Annotated in this window: 16 protein-coding genes; 7 read left to right on the top strand and 9 right to left on the bottom strand. The window is 49.0% G+C overall.

What is annotated here, in order from left to right; all coding sequences use genetic code 11:
* Window positions 1-65: 65 nt before the first annotated feature.
* The 5 genes from HMPREF2560_RS04930 to iscR all read right to left on the bottom strand — a co-directional run bounded on the left by HMPREF2560_RS04930 (window position 66) and on the right by iscR (window position 3,655).
* Window positions 66-311 carry a recombinase RecA gene (locus HMPREF2560_RS04930; RefSeq protein WP_070608867.1) on the bottom strand — a complete coding sequence of 82 codons (246 nt, stop codon included), beginning with the start codon at window positions 309-311 and terminating at the stop codon, window positions 66-68.
* 263 nt (window positions 312-574) lie between these two features.
* Window positions 575-961: a Fe-S cluster assembly scaffold IscU gene (iscU, locus tag HMPREF2560_RS04935; protein ID WP_003674559.1), complete on the bottom strand. Its 387-nt coding sequence runs from the start codon at window positions 959-961 to the stop codon at window positions 575-577.
* 68 nt (window positions 962-1,029) lie between these two features.
* Window positions 1,030-1,158 (bottom strand): hypothetical protein, encoded by a 129-nt coding sequence (locus HMPREF2560_RS11420; RefSeq protein ID WP_002234986.1) that lies wholly within the window; start codon window positions 1,156-1,158, stop codon window positions 1,030-1,032.
* Window positions 1,159-1,942: 784 nt separating this feature from the next.
* Window positions 1,943-3,157, bottom strand: a complete 1,215-nt coding sequence (locus HMPREF2560_RS04940) for an IscS subfamily cysteine desulfurase (RefSeq protein WP_070873756.1) — start codon at window positions 3,155-3,157, stop codon at window positions 1,943-1,945.
* 51 nt (window positions 3,158-3,208) lie between these two features.
* Window positions 3,209-3,655, bottom strand: coding sequence for a Fe-S cluster assembly transcriptional regulator IscR (iscR, locus tag HMPREF2560_RS04945; RefSeq protein ID WP_003746476.1), 447 nt, complete (start codon window positions 3,653-3,655; stop codon window positions 3,209-3,211).
* A 360-nt stretch (window positions 3,656-4,015) separates the two neighbouring features.
* On the opposite strand from iscR, the gene HMPREF2560_RS04950 reads away from it, so the two are divergent.
* Entirely contained in the window at window positions 4,016-5,188 is a 1,173-nt protein-coding gene (locus tag HMPREF2560_RS04950; protein WP_070608875.1) for an alpha-hydroxy acid oxidase, read from the top strand.
* A 61-nt stretch (window positions 5,189-5,249) separates the two neighbouring features.
* Here HMPREF2560_RS04950 and HMPREF2560_RS04955 read toward each other — a convergent pair whose 3' ends face one another.
* Both HMPREF2560_RS04955 and folE2 read right to left on the bottom strand, forming a co-directional pair.
* On the bottom strand, window positions 5,250-7,055 hold the full coding sequence (locus HMPREF2560_RS04955) for a protein-disulfide reductase DsbD (protein ID WP_070608877.1): 1,806 nt from the start codon (window positions 7,053-7,055) through the stop codon (window positions 5,250-5,252).
* Window positions 7,056-7,273: 218 nt separating this feature from the next.
* Window positions 7,274-8,047 (bottom strand): GTP cyclohydrolase FolE2, encoded by a 774-nt coding sequence (folE2, locus tag HMPREF2560_RS04960; protein WP_070608880.1) that lies wholly within the window; start codon window positions 8,045-8,047, stop codon window positions 7,274-7,276.
* Window positions 8,048-8,225: 178 nt separating this feature from the next.
* Between folE2 and HMPREF2560_RS04965 the strand changes: the two genes are divergently transcribed.
* From HMPREF2560_RS04965 to HMPREF2560_RS04980, 4 genes are all read left to right on the top strand, one after another.
* Window positions 8,226-9,383, top strand: a complete 1,158-nt coding sequence (locus tag HMPREF2560_RS04965) for a trans-sulfuration enzyme family protein (RefSeq protein WP_070608881.1) — start codon at window positions 8,226-8,228, stop codon at window positions 9,381-9,383.
* A 69-nt stretch (window positions 9,384-9,452) separates the two neighbouring features.
* Complete coding sequence (locus HMPREF2560_RS04970; protein ID WP_070608884.1) at window positions 9,453-9,896, top strand: META domain-containing protein; 444 nt, start codon at window positions 9,453-9,455, stop codon at window positions 9,894-9,896.
* A gap of 98 nt (window positions 9,897-9,994) precedes the next feature.
* Window positions 9,995-10,774: a ferredoxin--NADP reductase gene (locus HMPREF2560_RS04975; RefSeq protein WP_070608885.1), complete on the top strand. Its 780-nt coding sequence runs from the start codon at window positions 9,995-9,997 to the stop codon at window positions 10,772-10,774.
* Between the two features lie 77 nt (window positions 10,775-10,851).
* Window positions 10,852-11,859 carry an adenosine deaminase gene (locus HMPREF2560_RS04980; protein WP_070608887.1) on the top strand — a complete coding sequence of 336 codons (1,008 nt, stop codon included), beginning with the start codon at window positions 10,852-10,854 and terminating at the stop codon, window positions 11,857-11,859.
* 54 nt (window positions 11,860-11,913) lie between these two features.
* Here the strand turns inward: HMPREF2560_RS04980 and HMPREF2560_RS04985 are convergent, their stop codons facing one another.
* Together HMPREF2560_RS04985 and bioB are read right to left on the bottom strand one after the other, a co-directional pair.
* Window positions 11,914-12,393: a DUF302 domain-containing protein gene (locus HMPREF2560_RS04985; RefSeq protein ID WP_003680761.1), complete on the bottom strand. Its 480-nt coding sequence runs from the start codon at window positions 12,391-12,393 to the stop codon at window positions 11,914-11,916.
* A gap of 131 nt (window positions 12,394-12,524) precedes the next feature.
* Entirely contained in the window at window positions 12,525-13,577 is a 1,053-nt protein-coding gene (bioB, locus tag HMPREF2560_RS04990) for a biotin synthase BioB (protein ID WP_004519884.1), read from the bottom strand.
* A 217-nt stretch (window positions 13,578-13,794) separates the two neighbouring features.
* Here bioB and miaA point away from each other — a divergent pair, with 217 nt between their 5' ends.
* Together miaA and tadA are read left to right on the top strand one after the other, a co-directional pair.
* Window positions 13,795-14,736 carry a tRNA (adenosine(37)-N6)-dimethylallyltransferase MiaA gene (gene miaA / locus HMPREF2560_RS04995; protein WP_070608889.1) on the top strand — a complete coding sequence of 314 codons (942 nt, stop codon included), beginning with the start codon at window positions 13,795-13,797 and terminating at the stop codon, window positions 14,734-14,736.
* A 3-nt stretch (window positions 14,737-14,739) separates the two neighbouring features.
* Window positions 14,740-15,462, top strand: a complete 723-nt coding sequence (gene tadA / locus HMPREF2560_RS05000; protein ID WP_070608891.1) for a tRNA adenosine(34) deaminase TadA — start codon at window positions 14,740-14,742, stop codon at window positions 15,460-15,462.
* Window positions 15,463-15,504: the final 42 nt, after the last annotated feature.

Here is a 15,504-nt window from a genome sequence, read left to right on the forward strand (position 1 = left end):
TTTCCTCATTTCGCAATCATTTTCTGTTTTGCCTGCTTTTTTATTCCAGACGGCCTCTTGAACTATCAGGCCGTCTGAAAACGCTGTTTTGCCCACTCTATTGCGGCGGCAATAGCAGCTTTAGCTTGCGGACTATTTTTCCAACAGGTCGAGCCGGTCAATTGTGCGCTCTGTTCCAAAATATCGTCCAAATCCGCTGCCGCCAGCGTGGCGACATCATCCAAACCTATTTGCCGCAAACGCTGCAATACGGTTTTACCTATGCCTTTGACGGCAAGCAGGGATTGGATTTCTTCATCGGTAAAAGGCATATCGTCTTCTTTGATTTTGCAGGTATAACGCCTAAATTCAATATAAGCTGCGGTTTATTGCCCTCTCCTTAACCCTCTCCTGCGGGGAGAGGGTTAAGGTCGGCAGGTAGTCCTAAACTTGGTAGTAACTTCAAAACGATCAAGTTTATGCATAATGGGTTTTTCCTGCAAAAGAAGAGGGGAATAAACTACCAGATTTGCTTTTCTCGAAGACTCGCCAGAAATCTTGGGAGCACTTGCCGACAAGGGTTTGCTGAATCCGGTTATTTGTTTTCCTGACGTTTGCGATAGTCGGCAACGGCTGCTTTTACCGCATCTTCAGCTAAGATGGAGCAGTGGATTTTAACTGGAGGCAATTCCAACTCTTCGGCAATTTCGCTGTTTTTGATTGCCAGTGCATCGTCAAGGCTTTTGCCTTTAACCCACTCGGTGATCAGGCTGGAAGAAGCGATGGCAGAACCGCAACCGTAAGTTTTGAATTTTGCATCTTCGATAATACCCTCATCGTTTACTTTGATTTGCAGACGCATTACGTCACCGCAGGCCGGTGCGCCGACCATGCCGGTACCGACAGATTCGTCGTTTTTGTCGAAAGTACCGACGTTGCGGGGATTTTCGTAGTGGTCGATTACTTTATCGCTGTATGCCATGATGTGGTTTCCTTTGTGTTTTTAGTGGTGTAAATGGTTTGTTTACGAATATTCAGACGGCTTGAAGTTTAGATTTTGCACGCGCCGCCTTCGCAGCCGTCATCATTCTCTGAATCAACGCCGCCTTCTACGGTAACGCCGTCAAAATCTTCGAGCAGGTTGTCAAGATTGTCCAAATCTAAATCTTGTTCGTTCATGGTTTTGTATCCTTGATTTTAATGTGGTGGCTTTTAGGTCGTCTGAAAAGGCCTTTATGGTTTTCAGACGACCTTTTTATTTTTGATATAGTATGGATAGATTGGGATATTTAAATATAACGTTTCGTCTAGTTTGATGAAATTTTTAGGTTTCAACCTAATTTACGATTGCTTAATAGCCTGCATAAACTCTATAACGTATCGCCTAACTTCTTGTAAGAATAAATCATTAGTTTCATGACATTTTAATGGAAAGAACTCTGATTCTTCACTTTGAAAAACTATTTGATTGATAACCAACTGATCTAAATTTTCATCATCAATTCTATTCAGCTCATCTGTAAGATTATCGGCACGTCTAAATTCAACCTTTCGAATTATAGATAATTCAGGATGCTCTTTAAATAATGGATTTTTTATTACTTTACTTTACTACAAATTTTTTTAATTCCATTATTTTCGTCTTTGTATATTCTTCTAGATTTGTAATTAACTTATCCTTCTTAAGCCAATTAAATATCTTTTTATGTATATGCCGCTCTTTGATATACAAAAAAATTTTTGGATATAAATTTTCGTCTTCCATTATAGTGATCTTTCCTATGAAAGAAAAAAGTAATGTAGGTTATATTGTTTATTAATTACAATTTTTCTGCTAACTTGATTAAACTGTTAGTCTTCGACCTACACATAGCTTTGTATCTAGTCTAGCGTAAATATATAAAGCTTGCATATAGGCCATCTGAAAAGTCCTCCCTTATTTTCAGACGACCTTTTCTCTTGGTTAATGCGCTGCCCATTCAATCGAGTTCAAATCGATACCCTCTTTAAACATTTCCCACAGCGGAGACAGTTCGCGCAGTTTGCCGATTTTGGATTTAATCAGTTCTGCTGCGAATTGGACTTCTTCTTCAGTGGTCATGCGGCCGAAGGTGATGCGCAGGGATGAGTGCGCCAATTCGTCGTTGCGGCCAAGTGCGCGCAGAACGTAGCTTGGCTCAAGGCTTGCGGAAGTACAGGCGGAGCCGCTGGATACGGCGAGTTCTTTAACCGCCATAATCAGGCTTTCACCTTCGACGAAGTTGAAGCTGACGTTTAGGTTGTTTGGAGCGCGGTGCTCGAGGTCGCCGTTGATGTAGACTTCTTCGATGCCTTCGATACCTTTGAGGAAGATATCGCGCAGTTTCAGGTAGTGCGCAGTGTCTTGTGCCAATTCTTCTTTGGCGATGCGGAAGGCTTCGCCCATGCCGACGATTTGGTGAGTCGGCAATGTGCCGGAACGGAAACCACGTTCGTGGCCGCCGCCGTGCATTTGGGCTTCGAGGCGGACGCGTGGTTTACGGCGTACATACAGGGCGCCAATGCCTTTAGGGCCGTATACTTTGTGGCCGGACATAGACAGCAAATCAACTTTGGCGGCTTCAACGTCGACAGGCACTTTGCCGCATGCTTGTGCTGCGTCAACGTGGAAAATAATTTTGCGTTCGCGGCAGATTTCGCCGATGGCGGGAATGTCTTGCACTACGCCGATTTCGTTGTTTACCCACATGACGGAAATGAGGATGGTGTCTTCGCGGATGGCGGCTTTCAGTACGTCTAAATCAACCAAACCGTTTTCTTGTACGTCCAGGTAAGTCACTTCGTAACCTTGGCGTTCGAGTTCGCGCATGGTGTCAAGCACGGCTTTGTGCTCGGTTTTTACGGTGATGAGGTGGTTGCCTTTAGATTTGTAGAAGTGTGCTGCGCCTTTGATGGCGAGGTTGTTGGACTCGGTCGCGCCGCTGGTAAAAACGATTTCTTTGGAGTCGGCGTTAATCAGGGCTGCGATGTCTGCACGTGCTTTTTCTACCGCTTCTTCTGCTTCCCAACCGAAGCTGTGGCTGTTGGAGGCTGGGTTGCCGAAAATATCGGACAGGTAGGGAATCATTTTTTTGGCAACGCGGCGGTCAACGGGAGTGGTGGCGGCGTAGTCGAGGTATACGGGGGTTTTAACGGTCATGGTTTGCTCTTTCGTTTGGTCATCTGCCTGCGGTCTTTGCCGCAAGTCGGTTTAATGAATGTGTGTAAAGGTAACGACATGACTGCTGTCGCTGCAGTTTTTTTGTTCAATGATGCTTTGCAGCGTAACGCCGCTGAGGTAATCATTGATGGTTTTGTTTAAGTTTTCCCAAAGGTCATGGGTCAGACAGGGGGCGCCGTGGTGGCAGTTTGCTTTGCTGCCGCATTGTGTGGCATCCAGGCGGTCTTCGGCTGCGGAGATGATTTGTGCAATATTGATTTGCTCGGCGGGTGCGGCAAGGATATAGCCTCCGCCTGGGCCGCGTAGGCTTTCAACCAATCCGGCACGGCGCAGCTTGCTGAATAATTGTTCGAGGTAGGAAAGCGATATGCTTTGTCGTTCGCTGATGGCACTGAGTTTGACAGCGCCGGTTTGCGCGTTCATCGCCAAATCTATCATGGCGGTTACTGCAAATCGCCCTTTGGTAGTCAGTCTCATGGTGTGGTTGCCTGTGTGGGGCGTTTTTATTAGTGGGGGGAATTGTCTAATATCTGAGTGTTTCAGTCAAGTATGTGGCGGTTCGGTTTGATTGTTTGTTTAAATGGTGGCATGGGTTGATTTTTAAATCGGAAAATATTTTCTTTATTTTTCTGTAATTTGGACTTGAGGCCGTCTGAAAAAAGGCTATCAACCCTACAAATGGCAGGGTTAAAATGTTTTGATTTAATATTGATAGTGATATAGATTATCAAAATTATTCTTAAAATTTAGTTGTTTTGATGGAGTAAAATAATGAGGTGTTTGAAATGTTCAGACGGCCTTGACTATCCATCTTTACCTTAACAGAGGCAATCGACAATGAAATGTGATTTAAGCAAAATAACCTGTATCGAAGACTTGCGCCTTGTTGCCAAACGTAAAATGCCGCGTATGTTTTATGACTATATTGACTCAGGCTCTTGGACGGAAACCACTTATCGTGAAAATACTTCGGATTTTAAAGACATCCGTTTCCGCCAAAAAGTATTGGTTAATATGGAGGGGCGTAGTCTTGAGACCAAAATGATCGGGCAGGATGTGAAAATGCCGGTAGCGATTGCGCCAACAGGTTTCACGGGTATGGCGCACGCCGACGGCGAAATCTTGGCGGCGCGGGCGGCGGAAAAATTTGGTATTCCGTTTACGCTGTCGACCATGTCTATTTGTTCGATTGAAGATGTGGCTGAAAACACCAGCTCGCCGTTTTGGTTTCAGCTTTATGTGATGCGCGACCGCGAGTTTATGGAAAACCTGATTAAGCGTGCGAAGGATGCCAAATGTTCGGCTTTGGTATTGACCGCTGATTTGCAGGTTTTGGGTCAGCGCCACAAAGACATCAAAAACGGCCTGTCTGCGCCACCGAAACCGACCATCGCCAATTTAATCAATTTGGCGACCAAACCGGAATGGTGTATGAAAATGCTGAACACGGAACGCCGCACCTTCCGCAATATCGTCGGTCATGCGAAAAACGTAGGCGATTTGTCTTCACTGTCTTCGTGGACTTCCGAACAATTCGACCCGCGTCTGAGCTGGGACGATGTAGCGCGCATTAAGGATTTGTGGGGCGGCAAGTTGATTATTAAAGGCATTATGGAACCTGAAGACGCGGAAAAAGCAGCGAAAAGCGGCGCGGATGCATTGGTCGTTTCCAATCATGGCGGCCGTCAGCTTGACGATACTGTGTCTGCCATCAAAGCTTTGCCTGATGTGGTCAGTGCGGTGGGCAGCGACATCGAGGTTTGGATGGATAGCGGCATCCGCAGCGGTCAGGATATTTTGAAGGCTTGGGCTTTGGGTGCGAAAGGCACGATGATAGGTCGGGCGTTCCTGTATGGTTTGGGTGCGTATGGTGAAGAAGGTGTCACCCGCGCGCTGGAAATCCTGTATAAAGAAATGGATATTTCCATGGCGTTTACCGGTCATCGCAATATTCAAGATGTGGATTCCAGCATTTTGCGTTCTACGCGTTGGGCTCAAGATGAATTTTAATTTTTGAACATAGGAAAAGGCCGTCTGAAAATCTGTTTTCATACGGCCTTTTTATAGGCGGCTATTTCTCGTTTTTGCGATACCATTCAATGAATGCATCGGGTTTGACAAAGCCTAATAAGGCTTCGCTATGACTGCCGTCGGCGCGGACAACAAACACGCCCGGAGGGCCGAAGAGGCCGTATTCTTTCAGTAAGGCCTGATGATCGGGAGTGTTGGCGGTCACGTCGATTTGGAAGAAGCGCTGCATATCGACTGCTTCGTGTACCTGCGGTTGGTTGAGCGTGTAGGCGGCCATTTCTTTGCAGGATACGCACCAGTCGGCGTAGAAATCAATCAGCACGGGCTTGCTTGGATCGGCTTTCAAGGCGGCATCCATAGCGGCTTTGAGTTCGCCGACATCGGTAAACATTTTGCCGTGGTCGGTTTCTTGTCCGGCTTCGGATGGCGGAACCAGCGTTAAGAAGTGGTGCAGGGCGGTGGTTTGTTTATTAAAGCTTTGCCAGCCAAACCATGAGCCGCCAATCAGCAGTAAAAAGCCCAATACGGCGGCAACTGTTTTCAGACGGCCTTTTTGTTTGCCGGATTTCGCCAAAAGCATAAGGGCGGGGACAATCATCAGCAAGGTGTAGAGGCCGACTACTGCAAAATAAGGCAGATGCGGTGTGGCAAGGTATACGGCAACGGCCAGCAAAATGAAGCCGAATGCGTATTTGATACCGTTCATCCAGTCGCCTGCTTTAGGCAGGATATGGCCGCCGAATGTGCCGATGATGATGAGCGGTACGCCGGTGCCGAGTGCCAAAACATAAAGCGCGAGGCCGCCCAACACGGCATCACCGGTCTGGCCGATATAGCCCAAAGCAAATGCAAGCGGAGGCGCAACGCAAGGGCCGACAATCAGGGCGGACAAAATACCCATGATAAAGACGGAAATGATTTTGCCGCCGGAGAGTTTGTTGCTTTGGTTTTGGAAATAGGATTGGACAGAGTTTGGCAGCTGGATATTGAAGAGGCCGAACATGGACAGCGCCAGTATCACCATCAACGCGGCTGCGGCAAGCACAACCCAAGGCTGTTGCAGCCATACGGTCAACAGCGCGCCGGTCAAACCGGCAATCACGCCGACCAAGGTATAGGTCAGTGCCAAGCCTTGTACATACACCATAGACAAGGTAAACGCGCGGCCTTTACCGGCTTTTTTATCGCCCACGACAATACTGGAAACAATCGGCAGGAGCGGATACATACAAGCGGTAAAGCTTAAGCCCAAACCTGCGACAAAAAACGCCAACAGGTTGGCGTTTAAAGTATCCCAAGAGAGCTTGAAGCGGCTGCTGTCGGGATTGTTTGTACTGGGTTGCGTGGGCATTTGGCCGTCTGAAGAGGCGGATGGTTGCAAAAAGCGGTCTTTGGCAGAAACCGGCTCATCGCTTTGCGGTTGGTAAACTCCATTGCCTTTTACGTCAAACTCGGTGTCCACAGGCGGATAACACACACCCACTTCGGCACAGCCTTGATAAGTCAGCGTCAGTTTGTATTGCGGTGCGGCTTGTTTGTAAGGCAGGTCAACCTGTGCGGTATGGTGGTAAACCGTTTGTTTGCCGAAGAATTCGTCTTCTTTTTCTTCGCCTTTGCTGAATTTGGGTTCACCCAAGACTTTGTCAGGATTGGTCGCTGCAACGATTTTGGACTGGTACATATAGTAGCCGTCAGCGATTTTGAACTGCACACTGATGCCTTGATCGGTTACATTGACTTGAGGTACAAAGGCTTGCTCTGGAGGCAGCAAATCATTGGCATCTACTGCGAATGCGAAGCTGCTCAAGCCTAAAAATGCAATGAGGAAATAAAGGAATTTTTTCATAGTATCTCCGGAGATGCCGTTGAGGAACCGTTATTATAAATGATGGAAAAAACAATCGGCTTAATTTATGTTAAATATTGCGAGAGAAATCTAATGCTTTTGAATTATATCGAAATAGGGTTGCCCATATATGACCGATAGTCTTATGTTATCGTTCAATCTATGCCAAAGGCCGTCTGAAACTTTCAGACAGCCTTTGTTTCTATTCGGCTCGGCTTTTAAGGATAAGCGATATAAGCGTAAGCGGAATGGTTGTGTATCGATTCGAAGTTTTCACTTTCGACAACAAACGATTCAATGCGTTTATCGGCAATCAGCGCAGTGGCCACATCGCGAACCATGTCTTCGACAAACTTCGGATTTTCGTATGCTTTCTCCGTTACATACTTCTCGTCAGGGCGTTTGAGCAAACCGTAGAGCTGGCAGCTTGCCTGTGCTTCGACGTAATCGATGATTTCTTCGATGGCTACATCCGCGTTTGCAATCAGGCTGACGGTCACATGCGAACGTTGGTTGTGCGCGCCGTATTGGGAAATTTCTTTGGAACACGGACACAAGGAAGTAACCGGAACCATCACTTTCAGATTGTGGCTGTATGTACCGTTTTTGATTTCGCCGGTCAGGGTAACATCATAGTCGAGCAGCGATTGGATGCCGGAGACCGGCGCGCTTTTCTTGCGGAAAAACGGGAAGGAAACGCTGATTTTGCCGGAATGCGAATCCAGCAGGGCAACCATATCGGCGGTCAGCTTGTGCAGCGTATCGAAATCCAAAGCATCGGTTTGTTTTTCCATCAGGGCGACAAAGCGCGACATATGCGTGCCTTTTTGGTCGGCAGGCAGGAAAACCGTCATGGTCAGGCGGGCGACGGTGGATTGTTCGCCTTCTTTGCTTTTGAGGGAGATTGGAAAGCGCAGGTCTTTGATGCCGACCTGATTAATCGGCAGGTTGCGTAAATCGCGGCTAGATTGCACGTCTGCAATGGCGTTCATGCGTGGTATGTCCTTCATGATAGGATTGTTGAGATGCGTGTGGAGGGAATCGGCTCGTGTCGGCCGATTTGCAAATGCGAGATTATATCACTTGCTTTATCCGCCTGCATTGATTGTTTCTATTTTTCAGATAGTGATAAAATCTTCGATTATTCACATCTATATAGGCAGAGACCAAATGAAATTCGCCACGAAAGCCATTCATTCCAGCTACGATTGCGACGAACACAACCGTGCGCTGATGCCGCCGATTTATCAAAACAGTATGTTCGCGCTGCACGAAATCGGCGAGCAGGTTCCTTACCGCTATTCACGTCTGAGCAACCCGACCCGCCAGGTCTTGGAAGATACCGTTGCCGATTTGGAGCACGGTGCGGCCGGCTTTGCATTTTCCAGCGGTATGGCGGGGATTGATGCCGTATGGCGTACTTTCCTGCGCCCGGGCGATACCATTGTCGCCGTCGCCGATATTTACGGCGGTGCTTATGATTTATTGGTCGATGTTTATCAAAAATGGGGTGTGAACGTTGTTTTTGCCGATTTGGGCAATCCGGATAATTTGGACGAGCTGCTCAAAGCGCACAATGTCAAACTGGTCTGGCTGGAAACGCCGTCCAATCCGCTTTTGCGCTTGGTAGACATCAAAGTGCTTGCCGCGAAAGCCAAAGCGGCCGGTGCGCTGGTCGGCATCGACAACACCTTTGCCACGCCGTATCTGCAACAGCCGTTGGATATGGGTTGCGATTTTGTGTTCCATTCCGCTACCAAATATTTATGCGGCCATTCGGACGTACTGATGGGCGTAGTCGTTGCAAAAACCAAAGAGCTGGCTCAGCCTTTGCACGACATGATGGTGCATACCGGCGCGATTGCAGGCCCGATGGACTGCTGGCTGGTGTTGCGCGGTATCAAAACATTGGCCTTGCGCATGAACGCCCATTGCCAAAACGCACTCGAAATCGCGCGCCGTCTGGAAGCTCATCCTGCCATTGAAAAAGTGTTCTATCCCGGCCTGCCATCTCACGAACATTACGAACTCGCCCAAGCACAAATGCCCAAAGGCATCGGCGGCGTGGTTACGGTTTATCTCAAAAACGACACGCGTGAAGCGGCCAATAGCGTGATTAAAAACATGAAACTGGTCAAAATGGCTTCCAGCCTAGGCGGCGTGGAAAGTTTGGTCAACCATTGCTATTCCCAATCCCACAGCGGCGTACCGCATGATGTGAAAATGGAAATGGGCATCAAAGTCGGCCTGCTGCGTTTCTCTGTCGGTATTGAAGACGTTGACGATATTTGGAACGATATTTCCAAAGCATTGGATACAACTTTGTAAATAAGGCTTAAAGGCCGTCTGAAGGTGGATAGTTTTCAGACGGCCTTTAGCAATAAACAAGGAATAGATATGAAAACATTATTCGGTGCATTAATGAGTGTGGTAGTTTTGGCAGCTTGTACATCTCCTTCAGTATCTCAGCCTGAACAAGCCTCTAAAGCGCAGGTACAAACTCAACAAACGGCGCAACCTACTCTAGCCGCCAAATGGCGTGTGGTTTCTTTCAATAAATTCACCGAAAAAGATTTGGCCGGTACTGATGCCTATCTGGATTTGAGCGAGATGCCTAAGGCGTATGGCAAGATGGGGTGTAACGGTATGATGTTCCAAGCCAATACGATTGGTTCGGACAAAATTGATTTTGGACATATTGCGGTAAGCATGATGCTGTGTGAAGATATGAAGCTGGAAGATGCGTTTTTGCGCAAACAAAGCGTGTGGAACTATCGTTTTGATGGTAACGATTTGATTTTGGAACAAAAAGGCATCAGTATCCGTTTGCGTCGTGAATAATCTTAAAGGTCGTCTGAAAATAAATATTTCAGACGGCCTTTTGAATCTTTATAATAAGCCCTATTTGAAACTGATACCGAATATCAAGGAAACCTATTATGGCAGCTTCTCCAGAAGCCAAGTTTACCGAAGAAAAAGTCTTGTGGATCAAACACCATACGCCTAAGCTGATGACTTTTGCCATCAGCCGTCCCGAGTCCTACCGTTTTTCGGCAGGGCAGTTTTCGCGCCTTGGTTTCCGTGACGGCGAGGGCTTTATTTGGCGCGCGTATTCTGTCGTGTCTGCCGAATACGCCGATACGCTTGAGTATTTCGCGGTATTAATCGAAGGCGGCCCGATGTCGGCGCGTTTTGCTGCGATGAAAGAGGGCGATACTATTTTGCTGGATAAAACGGCTACCGGTTTCCTCTTGCCCGAGCGTTTCCCCGACGGCAAAGATTTGGTTATGCTCTGCACGGGTTCCGGCATTGCGCCTTTCCTCTCCATTATCGAGCAGCCTGAAATTTGGCAGCGTTTTGACCGTTTGGTTTTGGCGCATTCCGTCTCTTATGCTGACGAGTTGATTTTCAACCAACGTCTTGCTGATTTGAAAGAGCATCCGCTGATTGAGGAATATTTCCATAAATTCACTTTTGTTCCGGTCACTACGCGTGAGGAAACGGAAGGCGCATTGAGCGGCAAACGGATTCCCGAATTGCTGAAGAATGGCGGCTTGGAAGAAAAAGTCGGCTTTAAGTTTACCAAAGCCGATACGCGCTTTATGGTTTGCGGCAATCCGGCAATGGTCAAAGACACTTTCCAAGCCCTGATGGATTTGGGCTACGCTATGCACCGCAACCGCATCCCCGGCGAAATCATGATGGAAAATGGTTTTTAACAGGTAAATGTTCAAAGGCCGTCTGAAAGTTTCAGACGGCCTTCAATATTAAATATAAACCGAAAATTAGAGAAAATATGAATATCAAACAAATTATCCAAGCCCTGCCCAAAGCAGAGTTGCACGTCCACATCGAAGGGACGTTCGAGCCGGAGTTGATGTTTGAAATCGCCAAGCGCAACCACATAGCGATTCCTTATGAAAATGTCGATGCGGTACGGCAGGCTTATGATTTTCACAATTTGCAGTCGTTTTTGGATATTTATTATGCCGGTGCCGGCGTATTGTTGCACGAGGCGGATTTTTACGATTTGACCCGCGCGTATCTTGAGCGTTGCCATGAAGACAATGTCGTGCATACGGAAATATTTTTTGATCCGCAAACCCATACTGCGCGGGGCGTGACGTTTGAAACCGTGATTAACGGCATTGTCCGCGCCTGTCATGAAGCCGGGCAGCAATGGGGCATAAGCACGCGTTTGATTATGTGTTTCCTGCGGCATTTGTCGGAAGAAAGCGCATTTGAAACCTTAAATCAGGCTTTGCCTTATAAAGAACACATCATCGGCGTAGGCTTGGATTCGAGCGAACTGGGGCATCCGCCGTCTAAGTTTGAGCGCGTGTTTGCGCAGGCGCGGGCGGAGGGTTTGTTGACGGTGGCGCATGCCGGAGAAGAAGGCCCGCCGGAATATGTTTATGAGGCTTTGGACTTACTGCATATCCGCCGTATCGATCATGGCGTACGGGCGGAAGAAGATGGGGCGTTGATGGCGCGTTTGATTAAAGAACAAATGCCGTTGACCGTTTGCCCGTTGAGCAATTTGAAATTAAAAGTATTTCCGGAGATGGCGAAACACAATTTGCGCCGTATGTTGCAACGCGGCGTGTTGGTAACCGTCAATTCCGATGATCCGGCATATTTCGGCGGCTATATGAACCGCAATTTTGAAGCGCTTGCCGAGGCTTTAGATTTGAGTGCGGAAGAAATCAAAACCTTGTGCACCAATTCGTTCCGCGCTTCGTTTTTGAGCGAGGAGGAAAAGGAAGAGTGGATACGGAAGATTGAAGGTTTTGATGCTGAATAACGATAAAAGGCCGTCTGAAAAAGTTTTAGACGGCCTTTTATGTCGGCGACGGGCTTATTCGCCTACGGTTTTTTGTATCAGTTTTTCGGCGTTTGCCAAAGTGTTTGCCACTTCGTCAAAACCGATGCGGCTGCCGGCGATGAGGGCGCGCGTATCGGTATAGGCGGCGCGTACTTTGCCGTCCGTTTCGGTAACGAGGACGCGCAGGGGCAGTTGCAGGGCGAAGGCGGGGTCTTTGACCATCAGCGGCGTGCCGGCTTTGGGCGTGCCGAAGACGATGACTTTTGCCGGCTGCATCGTTAAGCCGTTTCGGCGGGCGGCTTCCTGATGGTCAATGACGGCAAAAATGTCCATTCCTTTGCTTTTTATGGCGGTTTCAAGGCGGCTGACGGTTTCGTCAAAGCTGTATTTTGAGGTGAGGGTATGCGTGGTCATAGCGGTTTCGTTTTGGGTGGACGGTTCGCCGGTAGGATGTGCCGAAGCGGTTGAAATGCAGAGTGCGGATGCGGCAATCAGGGGGAGTATGTGTTTCATCGTATTTCCTTATCGGTTTGTTTATCAGGCTTCGGACGGGGCGGCACGCGCCGCGCCTGATGTTGCGCCGCGTGCCGGAGTGCCGTATGCCGTCTGAAAGCCTGTCCTTTCAGACGGCATTATGATGGCGGTTAATAGTCGACTTTGATTTTGGGTGTTTCCTGCGCGGCTTTGTATTCTTCTTCCAATTCAAAGCGCAGCGGATACAAATTCAATTTTTCCATCAGCAGGCGGTCGCCGTCTTCGTCCGGATTGCCCGTAGTCAGCAGCTTGTCGCCGTAGAAAATCGAGTTTGCACCAGCCATGAAACACATGGCCTGCATGGATTCCGGCATATTGCTGCGGCCAGCGGACAGGCGGACGTAACTGTGCGGCATGGTAATGCGTGCGACGGCGATGGTGCGGACAAATTCAGTCCAGTCCAAATCTTCGGCATCGGCCAGCGGCGTGCCTTCTACTTTAACCAACTGGTTAATCGGCACGCTTTCGGGCTGAGGGTCTAGGTTGGCAAGGCTGGCAATCAGGCCTGCGCGTTCGGCGCGAGTTTCGTTCATGCCGACAATGCCGCCACAGCAGACTTTCAAACCGGCATTGCGGACTTTGCCCAAAGTATCCATGCGGTCTTCGTGTTTGCGGGTGTGGATGATGTCGTTGTAGCGTTCGGGGTCGGTGTCGAGGTTGTGGTTGTAGTAGTCCAGACCGGCTTTTTTGAAGTCTTCAGCCATGCCGTCTTCGAGCATGCCGAAGGTGCCGCACACTTCCATGCCTAAGCCTTTCACCGCGCTGATGATTTCGGAAACGACAGCTACGTCTTTGGGTTTGGGGCCGCGCCATGCCGCGCCCATGCAGAAACGGCTGGCACCGCGCGATTGGGCAATTTTGGCTTTTTCGACGATTTCGTCCACATCCATCATCTGCTCTTTGCCCAGATTGGTGTTGTGGTGTGCCGATTGCGGGCAGTAGGCGCAGTCTTCGGGGCAGCCGCCGGTTTTGATGGAGAGCAGGGTGGAAAGCTGGATTTCGCGCGGGTTGAAGTTTTGGCGATGGATTTCGGCGGCTTGGAAAACGAGGTCGAGGAAAGGCAGTCCAAACAAAGCCTCGACATCGCATTTTTTCCAATAACGCGCAGTCGGATGCGGCTTGCGCTCGGTTTGACGGCGCAAGGCTACGGGAGATACGGTCATAGTGTGTTCTTTCGTGTTTACAGCGACGCAGTGTCGCTGACGGCTTGACTGCCGGCGCAATGACGGCAGCAGCAGGTTTGAAATCAATATAAAAGGCCGTCTGTAACGGCGCAGCAAGTGTAACGCTTTTGATAATGTAGAGCAAATGTTTCAGACGGCCTGAAATATGGTCTGCCCGGGTTTGCTATAATCGCATTTTTAATTTTTCCGTTTTCTTATGAACGCGCCCAAAGCCTTCGCCGTACTCGGCCCGACCGCCGGCGGTAAAACCGCACTGGCCTTAAATATTGCCCAATCGTTGCCGGTGGAAATCATCAGTTTGGATTCCGCGCTAGTGTATCGCGGTATGGACATCGGTACGGCCAAGCCGACTGTTGAAGAGCTTGCCGCCGTACCGCATCATTTGATTGATATTATCTCGCCGCTGGAAAGTTACAGCGCGGCGGATTTTGTCGGCGACTGCGTACGCTTGGTGAACGAAATACATGCGCGCGGTCGCTATCCGCTGATTGTCGGCGGCACGATGATGTATTTCCATGCGCTGACGGAAGGTTTGAACGATTTGCCCGGCGCGGATGCGGAGGTGCGCGCACAGCTTCAGGCGGAAAAAAACGAACGCGGTCTGGCAGGCCTGTATCGCCGTTTGCAGGAGGTTGACCCGATTACGGCAGGCCGTCTGAAAGCCAATGACAGCCAGCGTATTGAACGCGCTTTGGAAGTCTATCTTCTGACCGACAAGCCTTTGAGCGAACATTTCACAGAGCAGAAGCAGGCTGCGCCTTTATTGGATTTATGCACGGTTGCCCTGATTCCCGAAGACCGTCATTTGTTACACCAGCAAATCGAAAAACGCTTTTTAAGTATGCTGGAACACGGTTTCCTCGATGAAATGCACGCCTTGCGCCGCGATTATCCGCAGCTGCATGCCGATATGCCGTCTATGCGCTGCGTGGGCTACCGTCAGGCTTGGGATTATCTCGAAGGCGAAACCGATTATGACACCTTTGTCGAAAAAGGCATTGTCGCCACGCGCCAGCTTGCCAAACGCCAGTTGACCTGGTTGCGGAAAATTCCTTTGGTGCACACGTTAGATCCTTACGCAGACAGCGATTATGTTCAGACGGCCTTAGCCTTGGCACGTCAGCATTTTCAGGAATAATCCATGCTAACTACGCCACCACTTGCGCCTAAAACATTGGCAGCATTAAAAGAATTGGGTATTCGTACACTGGAAGATTTACAGGAAATCGGCGCAGTCCGCACGTTTCTATTGCTGAAAGCGTCGGGTTTGACCGTAACCAAAAGCACCTTATGGCAACTGGACACGTTGGTTTCGGGTGTGGATGTCCGGCATATTTCCGAGGAGAGAAAGACGGAGCTGGGCGAGGCCTTGAAAAACCATCCGCCTGTTGCTGTTTTTCCTTCTCAAAACGATATGGAAGCCTTTATGCGGCTGGCGATAGAACAGGCCAGACAATCGGCGACATTGGGCGAAGTGCCCGTTGGCGCAGTCATCGTATATCAAGGCGAGGTAATTGCAGCGGCACACAATACCTGCATTGGCGACCACAATGTCAGCCATCATGCCGAAATCAACGCACTTGCCGCCGCTGGTAAGGCCTTGCAAAACTACCGTTTGAAAGATTGCGACGTATACATCACATTAGAGCCTTGCTCTATGTGCGCATCTGCCTTGATACAGGCACGGGTCGGGCGCGTGATTTATGGTGCAGCCGAAGTTAAAACCGGCGCGGCAGGTAGCGTGGTCGATTTGTTTGCCGACAAACGTCTGAACAAGCATACCGCAATTTTGGGCGGCATATTGGCAGACGAATGCCAAAGCGTATTGCAGGATTTCTTTGCGGCCAAACGTAAGGCCGTCTGAATTTCAGACGGCCTGTCAGCAAAAACACTTTATTTTAAATTT

This window comes from Neisseria sp. HMSC078H04 (assembly GCF_001838135.1).
Taxonomy (GTDB): domain Bacteria; phylum Pseudomonadota; class Gammaproteobacteria; order Burkholderiales; family Neisseriaceae; genus Neisseria.

Excerpts from the sequence above, each read along its gene's own strand:
- HMPREF2560_RS04930 (WP_070608867.1), bottom strand. The coding sequence starts at position 311 with ATGCCTTTTACCGATGAAGAAATCCAATCCCTGCTTGCCGTCAAAGGC.
- iscU (WP_003674559.1), bottom strand. The coding sequence starts at position 961 with ATGGCATACAGCGATAAAGTAATCGACCACTACGAAAATCCCCGCAAC.
- HMPREF2560_RS11420 (WP_002234986.1), bottom strand. The coding sequence starts at position 1,158 with ATGAACGAACAAGATTTAGATTTGGACAATCTTGACAACCTGCTCGAA.
- HMPREF2560_RS04940 (WP_070873756.1), bottom strand. The coding sequence starts at position 3,157 with ATGACCGTTAAAACCCCCGTATACCTCGACTACGCCGCCACCACTCCC.
- iscR (WP_003746476.1), bottom strand. The coding sequence starts at position 3,655 with ATGAGACTGACTACCAAAGGGCGATTTGCAGTAACCGCCATGATAGAT.
- HMPREF2560_RS04950 (WP_070608875.1), top strand. The coding sequence starts at position 4,016 with ATGAAATGTGATTTAAGCAAAATAACCTGTATCGAAGACTTGCGCCTT.
- HMPREF2560_RS04955 (WP_070608877.1), bottom strand. The coding sequence starts at position 7,055 with ATGAAAAAATTCCTTTATTTCCTCATTGCATTTTTAGGCTTGAGCAGC.
- folE2 (WP_070608880.1), bottom strand. The coding sequence starts at position 8,047 with ATGAACGCCATTGCAGACGTGCAATCTAGCCGCGATTTACGCAACCTG.
- HMPREF2560_RS04965 (WP_070608881.1), top strand. The coding sequence starts at position 8,226 with ATGAAATTCGCCACGAAAGCCATTCATTCCAGCTACGATTGCGACGAA.
- HMPREF2560_RS04970 (WP_070608884.1), top strand. The coding sequence starts at position 9,453 with ATGAAAACATTATTCGGTGCATTAATGAGTGTGGTAGTTTTGGCAGCT.
- HMPREF2560_RS04975 (WP_070608885.1), top strand. The coding sequence starts at position 9,995 with ATGGCAGCTTCTCCAGAAGCCAAGTTTACCGAAGAAAAAGTCTTGTGG.
- HMPREF2560_RS04980 (WP_070608887.1), top strand. The coding sequence starts at position 10,852 with ATGAATATCAAACAAATTATCCAAGCCCTGCCCAAAGCAGAGTTGCAC.
- HMPREF2560_RS04985 (WP_003680761.1), bottom strand. The coding sequence starts at position 12,393 with ATGAAACACATACTCCCCCTGATTGCCGCATCCGCACTCTGCATTTCA.
- bioB (WP_004519884.1), bottom strand. The coding sequence starts at position 13,577 with ATGACCGTATCTCCCGTAGCCTTGCGCCGTCAAACCGAGCGCAAGCCG.
- miaA (WP_070608889.1), top strand. The coding sequence starts at position 13,795 with ATGAACGCGCCCAAAGCCTTCGCCGTACTCGGCCCGACCGCCGGCGGT.
- tadA (WP_070608891.1), top strand. The coding sequence starts at position 14,740 with ATGCTAACTACGCCACCACTTGCGCCTAAAACATTGGCAGCATTAAAA.